Here is a 21,197-nt window from a genome sequence, read left to right as displayed (position 1 = left end):
ACAAAAGCAGAGTTCAAACCGAGGAAACCGCAGCTGACCTTAAAAAATTTACCTGCTATGGGGATATCAACTCAGGAAATATACCCTGCGGCCTTCAGCAATGAAATTTACGTAGCCGGAGGCTTTGTTCCATCCGCCACCCCAATTTTCTACGGTCTTTCCTCATCAAAACATAGTTATATTTATTCACCTAAGGCAAACATTTGGAGAAAAGGCCCAGAACTTCCAAAACCCAGACACCACCTTGGAATGGCCAGCAATTCCCACTATTTGTATGGTATTGGCGATTTCTATGGAGAAAAGGGCAAGGCTTGGCAAATTCAAAATACGGTTTACCAGATTTTCGAGGATAATGACCGTTGGACCGAGATAAGACATCTACCCCAACCCATGGCCGAAAGCATATATACAACTGCCTCTGAAAATATCCATGTGATAGGTGGAAAGTCCCCGAACAAAAACTCCAAAAATATCGATTCAGACAGTCATTTTTTGTTGGTTAACAATACCCATTGGGAGTCAGCAGCGCCAGCCAGTATCAGCAGAAATTCTGCTGCTGGGACAGCAATTGGCAACCGAATTTATGTTATTGGTGGTCGCCAGAGCAGCAGTCGTCATAGTAAAGCCAGGAATCTCTCCTATTCTGAAGTTTATGATTCCACTCTGGATAAATGGGAAAAAATACGAGCACTTCCGCAAGCCCTAGCCGGGCTGACAGCAACATCAATCAATGAAAAGATCCTCGTTACAGGTGGTGAGGCTTTTGGTCCAAATGGCAACTGGAAGTCAGGAAAGGTGTCCAATGCTATCTGGGCCTATGACCCAATTAGTGATCACTGGAGCAAGGTGGCCCAGCTAAATGAAGCACGACATGGTCACGGCGCTGTAGCTATAGGCGAGAATCTGTATATTATTGGTGGCGCCACCAGAGTTGGGCCGCAGGATACACTCGCTTCCATGGTACAATTAAACTGGAGCCGTTAGCTGCTCTTTTATCAATCAATTCCAGAAGGAGAAACTATGCTAAATAGACGAGACTACCCTTTCCTGCCAAAAGCAAAAGGCCCAATGGCACATGCAGTCATTCATGCAGATAGTCTTTACATCTCAGGCCTTACAGCCATGGGTACGGACGCTCAAGCTGAAGACATATCAAAACAACTTCAGGAAATACTTTCTCAATTAGAGAAAGTTCTCGATCACGAAGGTCGTACTAAATCCGACCTAATTAAGATAACAATATTTGTAAAAGAAATAGACAAACTGGGTATAATTCGTGAGGCATTATTTAACTTTTACGATAGCGACTATCCCGCTTGTTCACTTGTAGAGATTTCCAATCTTGTTCACGAGGACCTTAAAATAGAAATTGAAGCGATAGCGGCAATGTCATAATTTTTCCTGCTGGGAGGTTGGGGATTATTATTTAACATTCGAGTTGGACGGATTGCGCTCAACATCCAAGTACTCAACTTACTACTGGGTCAGAAGGAAAGAATACACTGCACTCGCGACGCGCTGTGAATACATCCCTGTAAGCTCGTAATCGGCATCCATGCCTCATACGGTCCCGAGCACAGTGTATTCTTTCCTTCCCTCTTTTTAGTACCTATCCCTGATCTCCCGCATATAATTTATCAATTCCCGGCTATACACATAACCAACACGACTTTTCGGTAGTATTCAGGGTGCGGTAGGAATCCTATGGCCCCTCAGCCTCGCCAAAATCACTGCTTAGCGTTCGACTCAAATGCAGAGTTAAAGCTCTGACGGGCTGTGCATGTCCATGCGAGGTATTGTAACCAGCTGGAGTGGAATAGAAACTCTCCAGAAGCAGACACCTCTCATCTGGATTATCCTCAAACCCAGCCACCAACAATTTTTCACCTTCATATAAGGCCTGGAAAAATACCAACCTTTATTGGTGTCGGTTTTCGATAATGGAAGGGGGGCGCGGCGCTCAAATCGTCCCTCCCTCCTGCATTGCCTCTGCCAAGCCTATTTTCGGGTCCGGTACCATTATACTGAGACGCAGTTTATGATCGCGGGAAAATCTTTTCAGCAGATCACAATCGAACTCTATCAGTTCACCGCGCCAGCTAGATAGGACAGGAAGCAGGGCGGTTGAACCCTGAGGATTCCTTTTCCTGTATGTCCAGCCTCCACTGGGTGATCGCAATGCACTAATGAAGTCTAAGCCTCTACCAAACCGTGAAAAGCGTCTTAACCGTGATGGCTGGCCAATAACTTATTAATCAAGTGCAAGCATCAGGCACCTCTAAAAATCGCATTTTCACCAATTTTATCGCCCTGTAACCTCCGTTATTGGGTATAGACAGGCACCAAAATAATAATTATTGGAGGTATCCCTAAATGCTTGTCACGTAAATTTATTTAATAACTAGATATACGCCTAAATTATATTTTTAATAAAGTTCTTTTGTATAAGAAATCTAGCCTAGATTCCAACAGCAGCCGACATACTAAGCTATAACGGAGGATGCCAACTGGCGGCAGCGCTTGCCACAAAAAGGCAAACTTTATCGCAAACGAACAGGCTCCGAGTCGGAAGTGAGGCTCATCCTAGGGTGCATCGATATTGATGAGCGTTCGACGATTGTTGGTAAAAACACCAAACTTGGACACTGGAAGGACGACACAATTTATGGGCAAGACGGCTGCGATTTTTGGAGTAATGGTAATGTGGCGCCCTCGAAAACTGCTTAACAAACCGGTGCTTTTTAAAATCTTTATATCCTACTTGGTTCCTTTCTCGTAGCTATTTCATACGCTCAATATTGTGTTCAAGCAACGTCAGCCAGTGTGTCAGTCTGAGGTAATAAACGAAATAAAATTATAATTCAACACTGCGCGCATAGTTCGATTACTCAGATGCCATCACCGAACGCTAGAGATCCTCAAAAGTTATATGGATATTTAAGAAGGTAGTCATGGAGAGAAATGAGTCCGATGGCACTTCACATCCGCCATTAACAGGCAATCCCAAGTTCAGTGAACACCGTTCGGCAGATTACTATATTGACGAAACACCCATTTGGCGCGACGGAACCCCCATCCCCCAAAATATCTTTACGCCTATGCAGTGGCGAATCTGGTGGCTTTCGACCGCCGGTAAATTTTTTGAGGGTATGATTGTCTTCATGACCGGCGTGTCTCACACCTTGATTGCCAGGGAATTTGGTCTGTCTGCTGTCAGCGTAGGGTTTGTGACAGCAGCGACCTTGTTTGGTATTTTAATTGGAGCAATCACACTTGGTGGATTGAGTGACCACTATGGTCGGCGAAAATTGTTCATTGCTGAAATGATCATATTCATCATTTTTCTGGTAATTTTGACCTTCGCACAGTCTTACATCGTAATAGTTATATCTCTTTTCGGCTTGGGATTGGCGCTGGGGTGTGACTATCCGACAGCACATATGATGATTTCGGAGAACATGCCGTCCCGCATACGCGGCCGCCTGGTCCTGGGAGCTTTTAGTTTTCAGGCTGTTGGAGCGTTGGTGGGAACCGGCCTAGCATTTCTGGTTCTGTCCTGGTTCCCCTCCCTAGGAGCTTGGCGTTATATGTACTCTGCGGCAATTGTTCCAGCTATTTTGATCACAATCGGACGTTTTTATATTCCCGAAAGTCCGATGTGGCTCCTGACAAAAGGACGGATGCCCGAGGCAGAGAGGTCCATAAGCAAGCTTTTGCAGAGGAATCCCCCTTACCCTCCAAAGTTCCTTCTAAAGACAGATGATTCTATTAGTTCGGATGAAAATCACACTAGTGTCAGGCAATTAATCAAGGATAAGAAGGCTCGAAAAGCCATCACGCTCTCGGCTGTGCCCTGGTTCCTACAGGACCTGGGTACCTATGGGGTCGGAATCTTTACACCAGCGATGCTGGCGGGCGTGTTGGGACATGCCCCACTACATGTGCGTTCCATCTCGGAAGTTATTTACAATAAAATCGAGGCGGCAAAAGGGGCAGCATTGATAGATGTGATGCTGATTGTTGGGATCATCTTCGCCATTGTGTTCGTGGATCGGGTTGGACGTATCCGGTTACAAGTGCTTGGTTTTGTCGGCTGTGCACTCGGTCTTTTTATTGCTTCCTACGGTGAATCTTTGGGGACAGGCATACAGTTGCCCCTTATTTTTGTTGGCCTTATGCTGTTCAATTTTATGAACAATCTGGGCCCCAACGCTCAGACTTACCTGATTGCTGGCGAGGTCTTCCCAACGCGTTATCGCGGCGCGGGCGCGGGATTGGCCGCTTCGATCTCTAAGCTCGGTGGTGTTACCATCGCATTTCTCTTCCCGATTTTGCTTGATGATATTGGCGCGGGCATATTGCTTGCAAGCATCGCTGTGACCTCCCTAATTGGCGCCATGGTGACCTGGACGTTCCGGATAGAAATGACAGGCAAGGCACTTGATGAAATTAGGTGACCGAATAGAGAGGGCACTTCCAATAGGGTTGTTTTTCCCAATACCGTTTTTTAGTAGCAGCCCTTAAGCAAATTGGAAGCTTTGGATATGGAATGTCCAATAAGGTTTGCATGAGGGAATTTACGTCTTTGAGATGAACCCCTGTTTATCACCATAAAGAGGGTGGATAAGATCAAGTGGGACTAGGAGGTTATTGAGGAGCAGTAGCGGTTACACAGAATTATTTACACCCTCTAGTCACCGCTAATATTTTCTCCTTACGAAATTGCCGCTGTTGCGGAAAATCGTATTCGGGAGCCTCAGAATAATACCCATAAAAAAGCCCGGCAAACTCAGTTTCCGGGCAAATATACGTTGGCGACTATAGGTTGTCTCTTACACGGAGTGACAAGCCTTCTTTTATTAGATGAGCCTCTTATTTTTATTATATGGATTTAGGTTTGCCCTGTAGCTCCGCCAATCTCATTTTTATTTGTTTACTCTCATCTTCATCGGGGATTTCGAACATCAGCGGCTTTGCAACCCGTGCAAAGTACTCCGCATCTTTTTGTTGATAAAGCTCTTCCGCAAGCCACTGGGCAATATGCAGCTCGCGAGGTGCACGGATGTAGGCCTGCTCCAGTTTCTCCATATACTCATCCCGAGGATAACCCAACATTTCCATGGCCATAGCCAGGCCAAACCAGTGAGAGGCATTTGTCGGTTCCTTGTCAACCAAGTATTTAAACTCTTCACGGGCTTTTTTCAGACTGCGCAGATCACGCGTATTGTTGGGAACCGTGGCCTGCTGATTAACTGTCAGCCATGCATGCGCACTGAGATACCAAGGCTGATGGCGATCATTGCGCGGCACACTGGCGAGCAGGTGACTGGCCTGAGGGAAGTCTCCCATACGCAAATCCGCACTAGCTTTGATGGCAGCCAGCTTAGTACTGTAAATGCCGGTGTGGTATGCATAAGTCAAAAGGTCATCCAAAGCCTGAAGGTTGTAACCGGACTGGGCAATAAAATTTGCCAGTACATCGACGGCCTCGCGCTTTGGTAAGCGCCTCACCTGGGGTTTGGCTTCTTTAAAGTCCGCAGGGATTTCTCCACTGACGACTTCGTATTCCCCTGAATCAAATGCGGCAACATATTCCTTTTCAAGTTCGTCAACCGACATGCCCAGGGCTTTCTCCAGTGACTTCACCGGATCAGCACCATCATTGTAGGCTTTGACGAACTGCTTAAATTCTTCCGCCTTATCGCCTTCCATCATCAGCCAATGGGATAGCAACCAACCACTGGCATAAACATCAGCCTTTTCCTCTGCATCGGTGTTATATACGGTTGCGCGCAGCAGCTGGTCCAAAGGCATCAAGCCTGCATACATCAGGGTCCGAGCCCGTTCTTGCGGGATTTCACCCAACTCATAGCGGCCCTTCTTGGGAAAGGACATGGTTGCCATAAATTCAGCAAAGCCCTCGCTGTACCAATAGGGGAAATGCGTGGTATTGCCGTTATAGGACAGGAAGTGCGTATACTCATGGAAGAGGAATTCACGAGCTTTAAGCTGCTTCTCTACGCTGCGACCATCCAGATTTACTAAGGCATAGCTGCCCTCTGCAGGGGTATCAAATAGGCCGTTAGTCATATCGGCGAGTTCCGCCCCCACTAGGCCAGCATAGGTTTCGCGATCTCCTGCAGCGTAAATAGTGAGCTTTGGACTATTGGGATCCACTTCCAGAAGCTTAATCGCTACCGCGCGATAGCGCTCCAGATCAGCAACCAGGCTTTTTACCGCATTGGGGTCGCCATCAGTAATTACACGAAAATTTTCACTATTCACTTCATACCAAATTTCCTCCCCGAGATAGCGGGGAGCAGCATTGGCAGTGAGCACAAAACCGAAAAAAATTACTAATAAAACAGCTGCGCGAGAAACCATAGTTCGGGCCACCAGTCATTGTTGCCGAAGCCCTCCATGGCCAAACAGTGAAGAACACACATTACCGCTTTTTTTTGGTTAAAAAAAGAACAATTTGATCACAAAACACCCTTGAGGCTATTTTTATGTGACCAGCAAGCCATGAGGTATGTTTGAAAAACAGTTGCAAAAGCCGATGCTGACAGCGCCAATCAAAGAGATAAACCTCTCAATTTTGACACTGTTGGCATACAAAAAGAGGACTAGCTTCTATATTCAGCAGTTGACCGTGGTAGAGATTCTGGTCAAAAAAATAATAATTAATCTGCTTTGATGAGAGAAACATAATGAAAACTGCACCACTACTGGCGCTGCTCGGCGGCGCCTTGATGTCAGCCCATGCCTGGTCGGCACCCGAATATATCTCCGATCTGGATATTACCTCTTTTGATGGAACTGTACTCGATGCCAACTTGTTTGTGCCGGAAACCCCAGCACCTGCAGAGGGCTACCCCACCGTCATCTTCACCAACAGCTGGGGCCTTGAGAAACGCCAATACCATTTCCAGGCCAAAGAACTCGCAGAGAATGGCTATCTGGTATTAAGCTACTCCACCCGCGGCTTTGGCCACTCGGGTGGGCTGGTAGACGTAGCCGGAGAGAACAGCATCGCCGATGTAGGTGTGCTGATTGATTGGCTCGAATCCAATTACTCTGTGGGCAAATTGGGAATGGCCGGTATTTCCTATGGAGGTGGCATTTCCCTGCTAAGCGCTGCGCAAGACCCTCGCATTGATGCGGTAGCCGCGCTGTCCGGTTGGGCCGACGTAGTTGAAGCCCTATACCCCAATGAGACCGTTAACCTGGTTTGGGGCAGTCTGCTTGTTACAACTGCTTTCGACAAAGAAGCTGAACTGGAACAAGTCTGGGATGACCTCCGCAGCGGTCAGAACATGGCACAGGTCATAGAGTTCGGTGCCAAACGTTCGGCGATAAGCTATGTCGACCAATTGAACAAAAACGGCACTGCGGTACTGGTATCTAATAACTTTGCCGATTATCTGTTTAAGCCCAACAGCATGACTGACTTTTACTCCCTGCTTGAGGGCCCCAAAAAGCTAATGCTGAATCCTGGCACCCACGCCATTACCGAGACCCTCTCTGGCAACGATGGCCATATATGGTCCACCAGCTTCCGCTGGTTCGATCACCACCTGAAAGGCGAAGACAACGGTATCAACCGCGAGCCTAAAGTGGATATGACAGTGCGCATCAGTAATGAGCTGGAGCACTACGAAGACTATCCGGTAACCCGAGAGAGCACCACTTGGTATCTGCAACCACGCTTCACCATGTTTAACAGTGGCAGTATGGAGAGCGGCAAGTACGATGGCTGGAGCTGGAGTAATGAATTCCACGGGGGCTGGGATACTTTTGCTGGTACCGGTATCCCATTGATTTCCGATGCCCTCGAAGGTTTTGGTATCCCAGTGTACGCGCCAATGATGGCGATCAACGGTTACTATGCCATTGAGTACAAGTCACCAAGACAGTCAGAAACCCTGAAAATTCGCGGCGCGCCTAAGCTGGAAATGTGGATTGAACCCAGTAAGGAGGAGGTTCAACTCAATGTACACCTCTACGATGTCAGCCTCTTTGGCCTTGGCCGCCTGATCACCCATGCACCAATTACAGTGCGTACCGACCAGCCCGGCAAGAAGCAAAAAATCGAAGTTGAGTTATTTACTACTAGTTATAACGTACCCGCCGGCCACCGCGTAGTTATGGCCATTGATACCCAGGGCCCCATCTATAAGAAACCGGAAGACACCAACTACACCATCACAGTGCCTTATAGCAGCAGTAAGGTTTCCAGCCTGACAGTTCCGCACCTGTAAGAAACCCTCCCGCAACAAGCCCGGCAGATCTCCCGGCCGGGCTTTTTTCTCGCTGTCGATCAAACCACTTCAGGGCTAGGCGTATTTTTCGCCAAACCGTTACAATGGTCCCTTTTTAGGCAAAGTACCCTCTCCCTATGAACAAGAAGATACCGCTTGCCCTGCTGGCCGCGGCTTTACTGTCTGTAGTCGGCTGCAACCCGGCAGAAAAGGCCGCGCAGGAACCCGAACAGCAGACCAGCACCTCGGCTGTAACCTTGGATTTGAGTGATGCCCCAGAGGGCAAGTTGCCACAGGGAGTGAGCCCCACCGCCTACCGGCTCGACCTCAACCTGGATCCTCGCCAGGATTCCTTTAGCGGCAGTGTCGCTATCGATATCCAGCTGGCGAAGGCTGCCAACCATATCTGGCTACACGGCAAAAACCTCGACGTAGGTGTGATCAAGGCACAGCTGGCTGATGGGCGTAAAATCCCTGCTCAATATCGCCAGGTACTCGATAGCGGTGTGGCTGCTATCGAATTTGCCGAACTGCTACCCGCCGGCAAGTTCACGCTACTTATAGACTACAGTGCCGATTTTGATCGCAACTTGGCGGGCTTGTTTAAGGTTGAAGAGCAGGGCAGCACCTATGCCCTGGCCAAGTCCGAGTCGATCCAGGCACGTAAATACCTGCCTGGCTTTGATGAGCCCGGCCTCAAGGCGACCTTCTCTATCAGCCTGACTGTACCTGAAGGCTATGCCGCTATTAGTAATGGACCCGAGCTAAAACGTGAAGCCGCTGGTGAAGGCATGGAGAAGGTGACTTTTGCTGCTACGCCCCCCATGTCCACTTACTTGCTGTCTCTATCGGTGGGGCCCTTCGATATCGTCGAGCGCCCGGCCATACCACCGAGTAAATATCGCAAAGAGCCTATTCCACTACGTGGTTTTGCCCGTCAGGGCCGTGGTGGCGATATGAATTATATCCTCGATATCACCCCCAAAATGGTGGAAACCTTCGAAAACCAGCTACAACGCCCTTACCCCTTCAAGAAACTCGACATTATCGCAGCGCCCCAATGGCCCAGTGGTGCTACCGAGTTATCTGCCGCCATCACCTATCGCGAACAGCGCATACTGGTAGGTGATAATCCCGCCCCCGGTGCCCGCCTGGCCCTGGTGGAGGTACATGCCCATGAAATCGCCCATATGTGGTTTGGCAACCAGGTAACTCCGCCCTGGTGGGATGACTTGTGGTTGAAGGAAGGGTTTGCCACCTGGGGAGAACCATTGGTATTGCGCATTATGGAACCGGAAGGTGGCCACGACCTGAACGCCGCGACTTACGCCATCGGCGCTATGCAGTTGGATTCCCTGGCTAGTACTCGCGCTATTCGCGAACCGGTGACTGACAACAACAATATCCGTAACGCCTATGACTCCATCACCTATTCAAAGAGTCTCGGTGTGATCAATATGGTGGACAGCTATTTTGGAGCCGAGCGTTTTCGCCCGGCCCTGGGTCGCTACCTGGAGACCTTTAGTGATGGGGAAGCGGACTCGCCGTCCTTCTACAAAGTTATTGGCGAAGAGACCAATACTCCGGAACTGACAGAGGCTTTCCGCAGTTTCGTTGAGCAAAAGGGTGTACCTCAGCTCGAGCTGTTACTGGATTGCACGGCCCCATCCCAGGCGAAACTACATGTAAGCCAAAGCCGCTACAAAGCCCTGGGCTCTCCCATTGAAGAGGCCGGGCAAAAGTGGAGCATCCCGTTCTGCTTTAGCAGTGCCAGCAGTGAGCAGCAATGCCAGATACTGACCCGCAAAGAAGAAACCCTGAATATTGCCGGCAATAGCTGCCCGAGCTGGGTAATGCCGAACGCCCTGGGCAGCGGGTATTACCGCTGGAACTTGCCTGAAGCCCAGTGGCAGGCCCTGCTCGAACATTTTGCAGAGTTCGCCCCCACCGAGCAGTTGTCCATTATCGACAGCGCCTTTGCCGCCTTCGAGGCCGGCAAGCTGCCAGCAGCTCAGTTACTTGAAGTTGTACGCCAATCTGCCAGGGTGGAAAAACGGCAGGTCATCACCTTGCCATTAAACTACCTGCGCAAGTACCGGGAAAACTATTTGAGTGAAGAGCAGCGCTCTGCATTCTTAAACTTTGCTCAAAACCTGTATTTACCGCTACTAAACAACAGTGCCAACAGCACTGAACCCGACCAGCAAATGCTGCACAGTGAACTGCTCGGCTTTATGGCATTGGTGGCCGGCGATCCAGATACGCGCAAGCAGTTAGTGGAAAAAGCCACTGCATTCACCGGTTACAAAACAGCCCGCGACCCTGAAGCGCTGGACTCTGACCTCTATAGTCCAGCGTTGACCGTAGCCGTACAGGATGCCGGTGATGACTTTTTGTCGCACTTGATAAAAGTGCGCGGTGAATTGGATGATCCGCGCTTCGAAAATGCCAGTGCCAGCGCTATTGGCAGTAGTGACAATCCCGCTCAATTAGAGATCGTGCAGAAGTTGGCCCTCAGCGAAGAAATGGGACCCCGGGAAGCCTTCACATTGATTCAGTACTCCCTGGCCCAGCCTGAAGTACAAGAGCAAAACTGGCAGTGGCTGCGCGAGAACTTTGACAAGGTTGTGGATAAAATTCCGGCCCAAATTCGCCGCCGCACCCCGGCTTTCGCCGGTGTTTTCTGTGATGCAAAACGCTTGCAGGAATTACAGCAGTTGTTTGCCAAGCACGGCGGCCTCACCCCAGGTTACCAACGCAGCCTGGCGCAAACAGAAGAGCGTATACAGCTGTGTATGGCACTGGAGAAAAAGGGGCAGTCCTTGATGGAAGCTTTGCCGAAGTCGGTTGGCCTCGCCCAAAACAACTGATACTGATCTGATACTACAACGCTAATTTTAATTGCGCTTTTTATTCCAGTAAAAAATACCTCCCTAGAAAGGGAAATTTTTACTACCAATGTCGGGGAGGATTACCTTCCCGGCTTACTTGCTCAAAACCTCAGGATTCACCTTTACTGTGCTTGCGCAAGCGGAATGCCAGCCAGATCATCGGCAGCCCAAAAATAATTGCGTAGGCTCCTATCACCCACACCAGCGCCAAGGCGCCTGCCCCTGGACTCACCAGGATTGCAATACCAAAAATTACCGAAAGTACACCAATGGCAATCAGCAGCCACTCGTTGTCAATCTCCTTGCGCAAGCGAATCGCACCGACAATCTCAAAAATTCCACGCACCAGAGCCCAGGCACCAATAAAAATTACCAATACCAACGCTGTTATCTGTGGGTACATAAAAGTTACTATACCCGCAGCCAAGCTAACCAGGCCGGATACAATCAGCCACCACAAGGGCGTAGACTTGTGCCGCCCCATCACTGCCGCCACCAGAGAGAAAATGCCATCGAGAAAGGCATAAATACCAAATAGGAAAACCAGGGTAAGTAGTGACAGTCCGGGCCAGATAAAAGTAAGCACCCCGAAAATCACTGCGATTATGCCGCGCAGCAATAATAGCCACCAGTTTGCAGAAAGCACCTGTAATATGGGGCCGGAGGAAAGGGAGGAAGTATCAGTGGACATAGAGCAGTCACCGAGTAGTACATCTTTTTTAATTTAAGCGTCACAAACCATGAACTACCAGTTTTTTGAAATATTTTTCTAATTGCTGGCAAAAAAGCTGTTGATTAAATTAGTAGATCCCCACCCTAGAAAAACTATAAATCCGGCAAAGGTGTCTATCGCTCGGCGTTGGCTCAATGAAAGGCGGCCCACGAGCGCGACCAACTAGTCGACTCTGCAAAGACCGTGATCGCGCCGCGGGCCACTACTTCCAGTGTAGCCGCACTTGGCGATTTGAGTTATTAGCCAAACGGGCTTAGAAGTGAGGTGTATAAGGCACCTGGAAAGCACAAAGCTGTGCAGTTAGGAGCCTATTCTTTACTTCCTAACCACTGGTAAGGAAAAGTGAGAGGAGGGGTCTTGGGAACATTGCAATAAGCCGGCAGCCCGAAGGCTGCCGGAAAGGTTAATCAGACCAACTCGCCGATAACACCACGCAGCTTATCGACAACTGCATCAATCTCGTGCTTTTCGATAATGAGTGGTGGGGACATACACAGGGCATCACCAATACCTCGGGCCATCACTCCTGCCTCCCAGGCCATGCCAGATGCCTTGGCCCCGAATTTACCCTTCAGGTTTTCCGGCGCACGCAGTTCAATCGCACCAACCAAGCCGTAGTTGCGCACATCAATCACATTGTCCATATCCGCCAGGCTGTGCAAGGCATTTTCCCAATGCTGGCCGATCTCACCAGATGCACGAGTTAGCAGGCCTTCGCGCTCATAGATATCCAGGGTTGCCATACCTGCAGCACAAGCTACTGGATGCGCGGAGTAGGTGTAGCCATGGAAGAATTCCACCATACCCTCAGCGGCCGCATCCATAATGGTGTTATGGATATCGTCTTTCACAAAGACCGCACTCAAAGGCACTGCCGCATTGGTAATACCTTTGGCGGAGGTGATCATATCCGGGGTCACGCCGAATTCGATGGAGCCAAACGCGGAGCCCGTGCGGCCCCAACCGGAAATTACCTCATCAAAAATCAGCAACAGATCGTGCTTGTCACAAATCTCACGCAAACGCTGCAGGTAACCTTTCGGGGGTAGTACCACACCGCCAGCACCGGCAAACGGCTCAACGATTACCGCAGCGATTTGATCTGCACCGTGGAAGGCCACCAGGCGCTCCAGGTCTTCCGCCAGTTCCACACCATGCTCAGGAAGGCCACGGCTGAAAGCATTGCGCTCAATATCCAGGGTATGGCGCATATGATTGGCTTTAACCGGCTGACCAAAGCTCTGGTAATTCGGAGCGATACCACCCACAGAGATACCACCGAAGTTCACCCCGTGGTAACCCTTTTCGCGGCCGATAAACATGGTGCGGGTGCCCTTGCCTCGTGCGCGTTGGTATTGCAGGGCAATTTTCAATGCAGTCTCTACCGCTTCGGAACCGGAATTGCCGAAAAATACATGGTTGAGGCCGTCTGGAGTATGCTTCACCAAGCGCTCGGAGTACTCAAAGCCCAGCTCGTGACCGAAATTAAAAATAGAGCTGTAATCCAGAGTTTTTGCCTGCTGGTATATTGCCTCAGCAATTTCGGTACGACCGTGACCGGCATTGCTGCACCAGAGGCCAGCGGTTGCATCAATAATCTGGCGTCCACCCTTTTCGGTGAGATAAATGCCCTCAGCGCGCTCCACGATCCGCGGTGCGGATTTAAAGGTGCGATTGGGGGTAAAAGGCATCCAGAAAGCGCTGGTTTGCATCTCAGACATAAACTGTATCTCCGCAAGTTCCCTGAAATTTCAATGTATTCGGATTTGGGAGCCATTGGCTCCCGCTAATCTGTCCAGGCGCTTGTGCAATTTCAGACAAGCGCGTGGCATTACCGTTCGGACCTGTGGGTCAAGCACCGAAGCAGCAGTATTTGGTCTCGTAGAATTCGGCCATACCCTCAACTCCGCCCTCGCGACCAATACCGGACTCCTTGGTGCCGCCAAAAGGTGCGACCGTAGTGGAGAAAACCCCGGTGTTGCAGGCAATCATGCCGTATTCAAGCGCCTCGACCACTCGGTTAGCGCGACGAATATTCTCACTCATTACATAAGCGGCCAGGCCATAGGGAGTATCATTAGCACGGCGAACTACATCATCTTCCTCGGTAAACTTCTGCACTGCCGCAATCGGTCCAAAATTTTCTTCCTGAGCAATGCGCATATTGTCAGTAACACCGGTGATCAGGGTCGGGGCAAAATAGTTCTCGCCATTTGGCAGCTGCTCACCGCCAATTTCGATCTTGGCGCCAGCCGCTACCGCATCCTGTACCAGGCCCTGAACGCGATCTACCGCACGGCGGAAGATCATCGGGCCCATATTCACCCCCTCTTCTGTGCCGTGGCCAATCTTCAGTGCAGCCACTTCAGCACGCAGTTGTTCTACGAACTCATCGTGCACAGATTCATGCACATAGATACGATTGGTGGCTACACACACTTGGCCGGCATTGCGGAACTTGGTCGCTACACAGGCCTTCACTGCGGTGTCGATATCTGCATCATCGAAAACGATAAAGGGGGCATTTCCACCCAGCTCCATGGACATCTTCTTCACCGTGCTGGCGCACTGGGCCATTAGCAGCTTGCCGACAGCAGTGGAACCAGTGAAAGTGAATTTGGCAACACGGGGGTCCTGGGTCAGTACCCTGCCGATGCCAGGCGCATCAGTGCCAGTCACAACATTGATAGTGCCCTTGGGCAGGCCAGCCTCTTCTGCCAGCCGACAAAGAGCCAGTGCGGAAAGCGGGGTCTCGAGAGCGGGTTTGATCACCACGGTACAGCCAGCTGCCAGCGCAGGCGCCGCTTTGCGGGTAATCATGGCATTGGGAAAGTTCCACGGGGTAATACAGGTCACAACACCTACCGGCTGACGGATGGTGCTAAGGCGCATCCCCGGGTTATGGCTAGGGATTGTCTGGCCATAGGCTCGGCGACACTCCTCCGCAAACCACTCAATAAAGGAGGCGCCATAAATAATCTCTCCCTGGGCTTCTGCCAGCGGCTTACCCTGCTCCAGAGTAAGGATACGTGCCAGATCCTCACTGTTATCCATAATCAGCTGATACCACCGCTTGAGAACTGCAGCGCGCTCACCGGCAGTGCGACGACTCCACTCTGGAAATGCAGCACTGGCTGCAGCTACAGCTGCCTCTGCATCTGCTGCTGAACCATCAGCCACTTTGCCCAGCAACTCGCCATTGGCCGGATCACGCACCTCCGCAGTGCCCTCGGCATCCCGCCACTCGCCATCGATATAGTTCTGAAACTTCAACAGGTCTGGATTCGCCAGTTTCACCGGAAACTCCTGATAATTGGGTGTTATTAATAGTATTGCGGCGATTCTGGCCGCAGCTAGGGGGGGAGAATAGTAGTATTTTTGCAACTAAAATTTAGTTTTATCAAACTTTATCTCAAATCAGCTAAGACCTTTCCCCTAAAGGCTGCCTAGCAGTGCTAAGTTACGGCAAAAAATTACTGAAAACATGGAAAAATTCGGCAAATGAGCAAGACAAAAAATGCTCTGGGTGGTCGCCTCAGCGATATGGATCTCCGTCTGCTGAGAGTCTTTCGCGAAGTGGTGCGCGCCGGTGGCCTTGCCCCAGCGGAAGTGGCGCTCAATATCGGACGCTCCACCATAAGTGTCCATATCTCCGACCTAGAGACCCGCCTGGGCATGCAGCTGTGCCTGCGCTCCCGTGGACGCGCCGATTTCAAACTGACACCAGAGGGAGAAGCCCTCTACCAGGCAATTTTGGACTTGGATGGACATCTGGACACATTTAGAAGCCAGGTTAATGCCATTCAGTCCCAGCTCACCGGCACCCTGCGCCTGGTGATGCCGGATGACGTTCTGGAAATCCCTCAGCTGGATCTGCCCGCAACCATTGCCCGCCTCAGGGAGCAGGCCCCCCAGTTGCATCTGGAGGTCCAACTGGCCGCTCCCCAAGAGCTGGAATTAGAAATCCTCGCCGGCCGCGCCGATGTTGGCATCAATCCCCTGCATTCACACAGGCCCGGCTTGGAGTACCAACCTCTATTCCGACACCAATCCATCCTCTACTGCAGTGCCAATCACCCTTGTGCCAAGGCTGATCAGATTAGTGAAGAGCTGCTTACAGAACAGGAGCTAGCCGCCCCCAGCCATGCCGTTCTTTCCGGTGCAGCGCATCTCTATCGGCTGTTTCCCAAACGATCCACGGCCAACCATATGGCTGCAAGACTCGCCATGATCCTGTCCGGCTGCTTTATTGGGTTTCTGCCGGAATATCTTGCGCATAGATATGTGGAGACAGGTGTGCTAGTACCCCTATTACCTGAGAGGTTTTATTACAGTATTCAAAATGCGGCAACTTTTAAGAGGAGTGCGGCTGAACATCCAGCAATCAAGTTGTTTCTGAACGCTTTGGTGGTACGCAAATGATTAATATAGGGAAGCCCCAAAATCAGCCAAAACTGTCAGCATGATTACTTCTCTAAAGAATACGAAAGTCAAGCGACGAAAATAAGAGAAGCAGATCAATTTTACTTTTCTGGAAGCACCATTTTGAGCAATGGACGCTGAGAGACACATCAACGCCAACAGCCACTATTTCCCAGCTCAACTAATATACAGATCGAAGTGCATGGCCCATCAACAAACAAAGGCAGTTTATTTTCAATGACGTTAGGTAGAGTTAAAATATTCTTATCAAAATAGTTTCATTGAACGCCACACTGACGAAAAACTGCCGTAATTAAGGTACTCCTTTAGATTCCTTGCTACCCTGCTCTGCGAGTACTGACGAACAAGTATTGCCACATCAATGGCATACCAATCTTGCTGTGACGCCCTCATAGACTTGTATTCATAGCTAAGAAACCACCAACTACCAAGCCCCAAAAGTCGGTGGCAATAAATTTTTCGAATAAAAGATATTAAAGTTAATTAATATTTTCTTGAGACAGAAAATATTTTCAAAAATGAGATCACAAATGACAAACTATAAAAAGCACGAGAAGGTATTAATAGATGTCTGGGAGGCACACATGGCAGCTGAGTTCGAAAAAAAGGACGCGGATGCCGCCATCGCTACTATGACGGATAATCCTACGCTTATTCATGTACCTGTAAACACAGGAGCCACAGGGAAGGAAAATTTACGTCGTTTTTATAGAGACATTTTTATACCTCAAATGCCCGAAGATATTGATATGCAATTACTGACTAGAAGTGTGGGGCAAAATCGTATTATTGATGAGTTTATTATTCGATTCACACATACCGTAAGAATGGAGTGGTTTGCGCCAGGGGTTAAACCCACAGATAGAAAAATCGTATTACCACACGTCGCCGTAATCGCTTTTGCGGACGACAAGATAAAATCAGAGCATATTTACTGGGATCAAGGTTCGGCATTAATGCAACTCGGGCTTCTCCACGAAAAGCTACCCGTAACTGGTTCAGATCAATGTGAACGACTTCTAAATATAAATGCCCCCGTCAATCAGCTGATTCAATAAGTATCCAGTTAAATGTACTTCTAAAGCACTAACGCTATCAATAGCTATTACTCTAGGGTAGGAAGTTGAGAAAAAATTTTCTGTGACACGCTGTGACTCAGTCCCTGCACGCTTGTAATCGGTATCCACGCCTTATGCGATCTCGAGTGAAGCATATTCATCCCATTCACCTATTTAGTAACACCGGGAACGCAGTGCGGAGATGTGCCGCGGGTGGGCGTAAGTCAGCGCATGCCTACGAAATATCAGCTCACGTATCTGCGCCAGTTTTCCGCGGGCGACTATGAAGGCTAACTCCCGAGATAAAAATAATCTATTCAGTGAATCCAAATAGCTGAACTGTAACGTCCAACCATTAGTGAGTAATTTACGATAAAGCAGGAAACAATATGTATTTGCAACATAATAGACTCAAAAATAAAGGATATGTAGAATTAAGCCGTAAAATATCAACCTGATACAGTAGATTTTATCAAGGAAGCATAATGAGAACTCTCGGAAATGTCCTCTGGTTTATATTGGGTGGCGCTATCATGGGCCTATGCTGGTGGTTTTTTGCCCTAATTGCATTTATCAGTATTATCGGTATTCCCTGGGGGAGAGCCTGCTTTGTAATGGGTAAATTTTCATTTCTACCCTTTGGTCGTGAAGCAATATCACGTAAAGAACTGACCCTGAATGAGGATATTGGCACCAGTGGATTCGGCTTTGTGGGCAATGTGATCTGGTTCCTGTTCGCGGGGATTTGGCTAGCTATTGGCCACTTGCTACACGCTATTGCTTGTTTTGTGACCATCATAGGTATCCCTTTCGGGATACAACATCTGAAGCTTGCCGGTATCTCCCTGTCCCCAATTGGTAAAACTATTGTGTACAAGGAAGTGGCACAGGCAGCACGAATGAAGAATGCGAGTACCATCGTTTCACAAATGCGGGGTAATGCCTAGCATTAATAAAAATGCAGCGCCCTTAATAGTAAGGCCTAATCCGACAACCTAAACAACAACACTTGGTATGTTTGTACCGAATAATATCAATTAAAAGCAGCAAATTTTTTCTTTTTGCTGCATCTTTTTGTGATTCTCCAGCGTCTTAATTCGAGTGAAAGTCGTCACTCAAATAGATGAAAAGAGGGAGTATAACAATGAGAACATTTACCGCAATCTTAGCTGGCACACTTGCTTTAACTATCAACTCTAAAAGCTTTGCCCATGCGAATCCTATTTCACCTGAGCAGAAGATAAGTCCAGCCCAGGTGATGCTATTTGGCGTTTTTCACTTTAATAACCCTGGACTGGACTCAGTAAAGTCAGAAGTAATTAACGTATTAACTCCGGAAAACCAACATTACCTGGAGGAGCTTACTAGCAAACTTGCAAACGAAACTCCCACTCATGTACTGATTGAATGCCCACCTCAACGCCAAAAAATGATGGATCGAAAATTTAACGCCTATAAAAATGGGAATCACGAGCTAAGTTTAAATGAAAATCAACAGCTGGGTTTCCGTATCGCTGCAAAGGCAGAATTGAAAGGTGTGATATGTTATGACGAAAGAAATGTGCACTGGAGAGGTGCCGAGCTTAGAGATTATATGGAAAAAAATACTCCTAAAAGGAAAAAGATTCATGACGAGTTAATCAAAAAACTCAGTAATGATAGCTCTCAAAGGCATACAACCTTATCTTTGAGCCAGGTACTTCAATTTCATAATGATTCCGCAGAAGATAAAGAAAATATGAATCTCTACATTATGGAAAATGATATCGGTGCAGGTCAAGATTTTATCGGAGCTGATGCAGCGGCCAGCTGGTGGCACCGTAACTTCCGAATGTACGCCAATATACAGGCCCAAGCCCAACCGGGAACTAAAATAATCGCTATTGGGGGCTCTGGTCACACTGCTATTCTAAAGACCCTTCTGGAGGTTGACAAAAGTCGTCGTTCTTGGGAAGTTAATGAATACCTATGATGATTATTAAAAATAATAGAGAGAAAATAAGGGTAAAAATGAGAAAGTTTATCAAATTCTTTAGTGGTATAATTATCTTATCTTCTTGCTCTGCAAGCTGGGCTGCGGAAAAAGAAGCCTTAACCAGCCCGGAAGCGCCTCCAGCTCAGGTAATGTTATTCGGCACCTTTCATTTCGCAAACCCTGGCCGGGATACAGTAAAGCTAAATGTTATTGATGTGCTAACACCGGAAAATCAAGCTTATCTGGAGCAATTAACTGAAAAACTCGCAAGTGAGTCTCCCACCCACGTAATGCTTGAATGTGACCCAAGAATCCAGGATAAGATAGATATAAAATTCCAAGCTTATCTCAATGGGGAACACCAACTCGAAGTCAATGAGCACCAACAGCTCGGCTTTCGTATTGCAGCTAAAGCTAAACTGAATGGTGTTATCTGCTATGATGAAAATCAAGTGCATTGGGATGGGGCCAAACTCATGAGCTATATGAGTACCAATGCACCTGAAAGAAAAAAAATATTCGATGCAGAAATAGCAGATTTTGGAAATTTAGCTAGCAAGCAGCACAAAACGCTACCCTTACGACAGTTACTCCAGATTGATAACTCTGTTGAGAGAGACAAAAAAAATATGAATCTATATCTTATGGTAAATGATATTGATTCAGGTGAAGGTTTTTCAGGGGCAGATGCATCAGTCAGCTGGTGGCATAGAAACTTCCGTATGTATGCCAATATCCAGGCTAAGGCTCAACCAGGAACCAAGGTTATCGCCATCGCGGGCTCAGGTCATACCGCCCTTATGAAAACACTTCTGGCCACTGATCTTCAGCGCGAAGCCTGGGACATCAAGAGCTACCTCTAAATAGGCTCTTTGCGGCTTATCCCACCAGGGATAAGCCAATCACTCCCGCCTTTCCCAGTGACCGGCCGCCAGCAGTCAGTAAACTACAGCGTGAATACCTGATCCTCCGGCTACACTCTTTACTTTCAGGCTTCGAAAACCTGTTAAGTCGGGACGCCTTTCTGTTATTGAATACCCACGCGCACGCCAACCAATGAGCTATAAAAGTCACACTGTTCTGCTAATTCCTGGAATATTCGATCGCGGAAGCTCCCTGTTGCGAATGCAACGCGCTTTGGCCGAAGAAGGATTCGATGCCCACTATATCCACCTCCGCTACAATTCCGGCTGGCATGGCATGGAGCATCTCTCTTCTCAGCTCATGGCAAAAATAGAAAAGCTAGTGAAAAAAGAAACAACCTGCACCCTGGTGGGATTCAGCATGGGGGGCATTGTAGCGCGCTATTATTTGCAGGCGATGAGTGGCATTAACAGGGTGCATAAATTTATTTCTATCGCCTCCCCCCACTACGGCAGCTACTGGGCTCATTTCCTTCCCTACAAGGGCGGCAAGCAGTTGCGAGTTGGCAGTGAATTCCTTCGCGGATTAAATCAAAGTGTTCGAGTACTGGAAGCTACTGAGCCCGTATCTATCTGGACAAAATATGATGTCACTATTATGCCTCATAGCAGTGCCAAACTTGAAATAGGCACATCCTATGAAGTGCCGGTTATACTGCATCGATTAATGCCAATGAGCAGCAAGGTTATCTCCCTGTTGAAAAAAGAAGTAATCACAGGCATGGGATAACTTTTCCCTCACCCTGAAATCGTCATCATGAGGGCTCGGAATGAACAGTGCTGAGCCAAAGCCTAGGGTCAGAAGGAAAGAATACTCTGCGCTCGAGATTCGCTGTGAATGCATCCCAGTAAGCTCGTAATCGGCATCCATGCCTCATACGGTCCCGAGCGCAGAGTATTCTTTCCCCTTTTT

Annotated in this window: 15 protein-coding genes; 11 read left to right on the top strand and 4 right to left on the bottom strand. The window is 48.6% G+C overall.

Annotation, left to right across the window (positions count from 1 at the left end):
• Positions 1 to 249: 249 nt before the first annotated feature.
• The 3 genes from ACCI49_RS02775 to ACCI49_RS02765 all read left to right on the top strand — a co-directional run bounded on the left by ACCI49_RS02775 (position 250) and on the right by ACCI49_RS02765 (position 4,457).
• A complete protein-coding gene (locus ACCI49_RS02775) occupies positions 250 to 984 on the top strand; it encodes a Kelch repeat-containing protein (RefSeq protein WP_371837450.1) in 735 nt (244 codons plus the stop codon).
• A gap of 36 nt (positions 985 to 1,020) precedes the next feature.
• A complete protein-coding gene (locus ACCI49_RS02770) occupies positions 1,021 to 1,395 on the top strand; it encodes a RidA family protein (RefSeq protein ID WP_371837449.1) in 375 nt (124 codons plus the stop codon).
• A gap of 1,556 nt (positions 1,396 to 2,951) precedes the next feature.
• Positions 2,952 to 4,457 carry an MFS transporter gene (locus ACCI49_RS02765; protein ID WP_371837448.1) on the top strand — a complete coding sequence of 502 codons (1,506 nt, stop codon included), beginning with the start codon at positions 2,952 to 2,954 and terminating at the stop codon, positions 4,455 to 4,457.
• 424 nt (positions 4,458 to 4,881) lie between these two features.
• Here the strand turns inward: ACCI49_RS02765 and ACCI49_RS02760 are convergent, their stop codons facing one another.
• On the bottom strand, positions 4,882 to 6,384 hold the full coding sequence (locus ACCI49_RS02760; RefSeq protein ID WP_371837447.1) for a hypothetical protein: 1,503 nt from the start codon (positions 6,382 to 6,384) through the stop codon (positions 4,882 to 4,884).
• Positions 6,385 to 6,710: 326 nt separating this feature from the next.
• Between ACCI49_RS02760 and ACCI49_RS02755 the strand changes: the two genes are divergently transcribed.
• Positions 6,711 to 8,261, top strand: a complete 1,551-nt coding sequence (locus ACCI49_RS02755; RefSeq protein ID WP_371837446.1) for a CocE/NonD family hydrolase — start codon at positions 6,711 to 6,713, stop codon at positions 8,259 to 8,261.
• A gap of 137 nt (positions 8,262 to 8,398) precedes the next feature.
• The gene (locus tag ACCI49_RS02750; RefSeq protein WP_371837445.1) at positions 8,399 to 11,131 is read left to right on the top strand and encodes a M1 family metallopeptidase; all 2,733 of its coding nucleotides are present in this window, start codon (positions 8,399 to 8,401) and stop codon (positions 11,129 to 11,131) included.
• A 130-nt stretch (positions 11,132 to 11,261) separates the two neighbouring features.
• Here the strand turns inward: ACCI49_RS02750 and ACCI49_RS02745 are convergent, their stop codons facing one another.
• The 3 genes from ACCI49_RS02745 to ACCI49_RS02735 form a co-directional block, all read right to left on the bottom strand.
• Positions 11,262 to 11,843 (bottom strand): HdeD family acid-resistance protein, encoded by a 582-nt coding sequence (locus tag ACCI49_RS02745; protein ID WP_371837444.1) that lies wholly within the window; start codon positions 11,841 to 11,843, stop codon positions 11,262 to 11,264.
• Between the two features lie 449 nt (positions 11,844 to 12,292).
• Positions 12,293 to 13,606 carry an omega-aminotransferase AptA gene (aptA, locus tag ACCI49_RS02740; RefSeq protein WP_371837443.1) on the bottom strand — a complete coding sequence of 438 codons (1,314 nt, stop codon included), beginning with the start codon at positions 13,604 to 13,606 and terminating at the stop codon, positions 12,293 to 12,295.
• 130 nt (positions 13,607 to 13,736) lie between these two features.
• Positions 13,737 to 15,182, bottom strand: coding sequence for an NAD-dependent succinate-semialdehyde dehydrogenase (locus ACCI49_RS02735; protein WP_371837442.1), 1,446 nt, complete (start codon positions 15,180 to 15,182; stop codon positions 13,737 to 13,739).
• A 204-nt stretch (positions 15,183 to 15,386) separates the two neighbouring features.
• On the opposite strand from ACCI49_RS02735, the gene ACCI49_RS02730 reads away from it, so the two are divergent.
• The 6 genes from ACCI49_RS02730 to ACCI49_RS02705 all read left to right on the top strand — a co-directional run bounded on the left by ACCI49_RS02730 (position 15,387) and on the right by ACCI49_RS02705 (position 21,014).
• Positions 15,387 to 16,307, top strand: a complete 921-nt coding sequence (locus tag ACCI49_RS02730) for a LysR family transcriptional regulator (protein ID WP_371837441.1) — start codon at positions 15,387 to 15,389, stop codon at positions 16,305 to 16,307.
• A 551-nt stretch (positions 16,308 to 16,858) separates the two neighbouring features.
• Positions 16,859 to 17,386, top strand: a complete 528-nt coding sequence (locus ACCI49_RS02725) for a nuclear transport factor 2 family protein (RefSeq protein ID WP_371837440.1) — start codon at positions 16,859 to 16,861, stop codon at positions 17,384 to 17,386.
• 485 nt (positions 17,387 to 17,871) lie between these two features.
• The gene (locus tag ACCI49_RS02720; RefSeq protein WP_371837439.1) at positions 17,872 to 18,333 is read left to right on the top strand and encodes a YccF domain-containing protein; all 462 of its coding nucleotides are present in this window, start codon (positions 17,872 to 17,874) and stop codon (positions 18,331 to 18,333) included.
• Positions 18,334 to 18,530: 197 nt separating this feature from the next.
• Complete coding sequence (locus ACCI49_RS02715) at positions 18,531 to 19,358, top strand: DUF5694 domain-containing protein (protein ID WP_371837438.1); 828 nt, start codon at positions 18,531 to 18,533, stop codon at positions 19,356 to 19,358.
• The gene (locus ACCI49_RS02710; protein WP_371837437.1) at positions 19,355 to 20,224 is read left to right on the top strand and encodes a DUF5694 domain-containing protein; all 870 of its coding nucleotides are present in this window, start codon (positions 19,355 to 19,357) and stop codon (positions 20,222 to 20,224) included. The genes ACCI49_RS02715 and ACCI49_RS02710 overlap by 4 nt, the downstream gene beginning before the upstream one ends.
• A gap of 193 nt (positions 20,225 to 20,417) precedes the next feature.
• Positions 20,418 to 21,014: a lipase family alpha/beta hydrolase gene (locus tag ACCI49_RS02705; RefSeq protein WP_371837436.1), complete on the top strand. Its 597-nt coding sequence runs from the start codon at positions 20,418 to 20,420 to the stop codon at positions 21,012 to 21,014.
• The last annotated feature ends 183 nt before the right edge of the window (positions 21,015 to 21,197 follow it).

Origin of the sequence: Microbulbifer epialgicus (assembly GCF_041447265.1) — a bacterium.
GTDB lineage: Bacteria > Pseudomonadota > Gammaproteobacteria > Pseudomonadales > Cellvibrionaceae > Microbulbifer > Microbulbifer epialgicus.
Note: the sequence above shows the minus strand (reverse complement) of the source record. Positions and strands in the feature narration are given on the sequence as shown.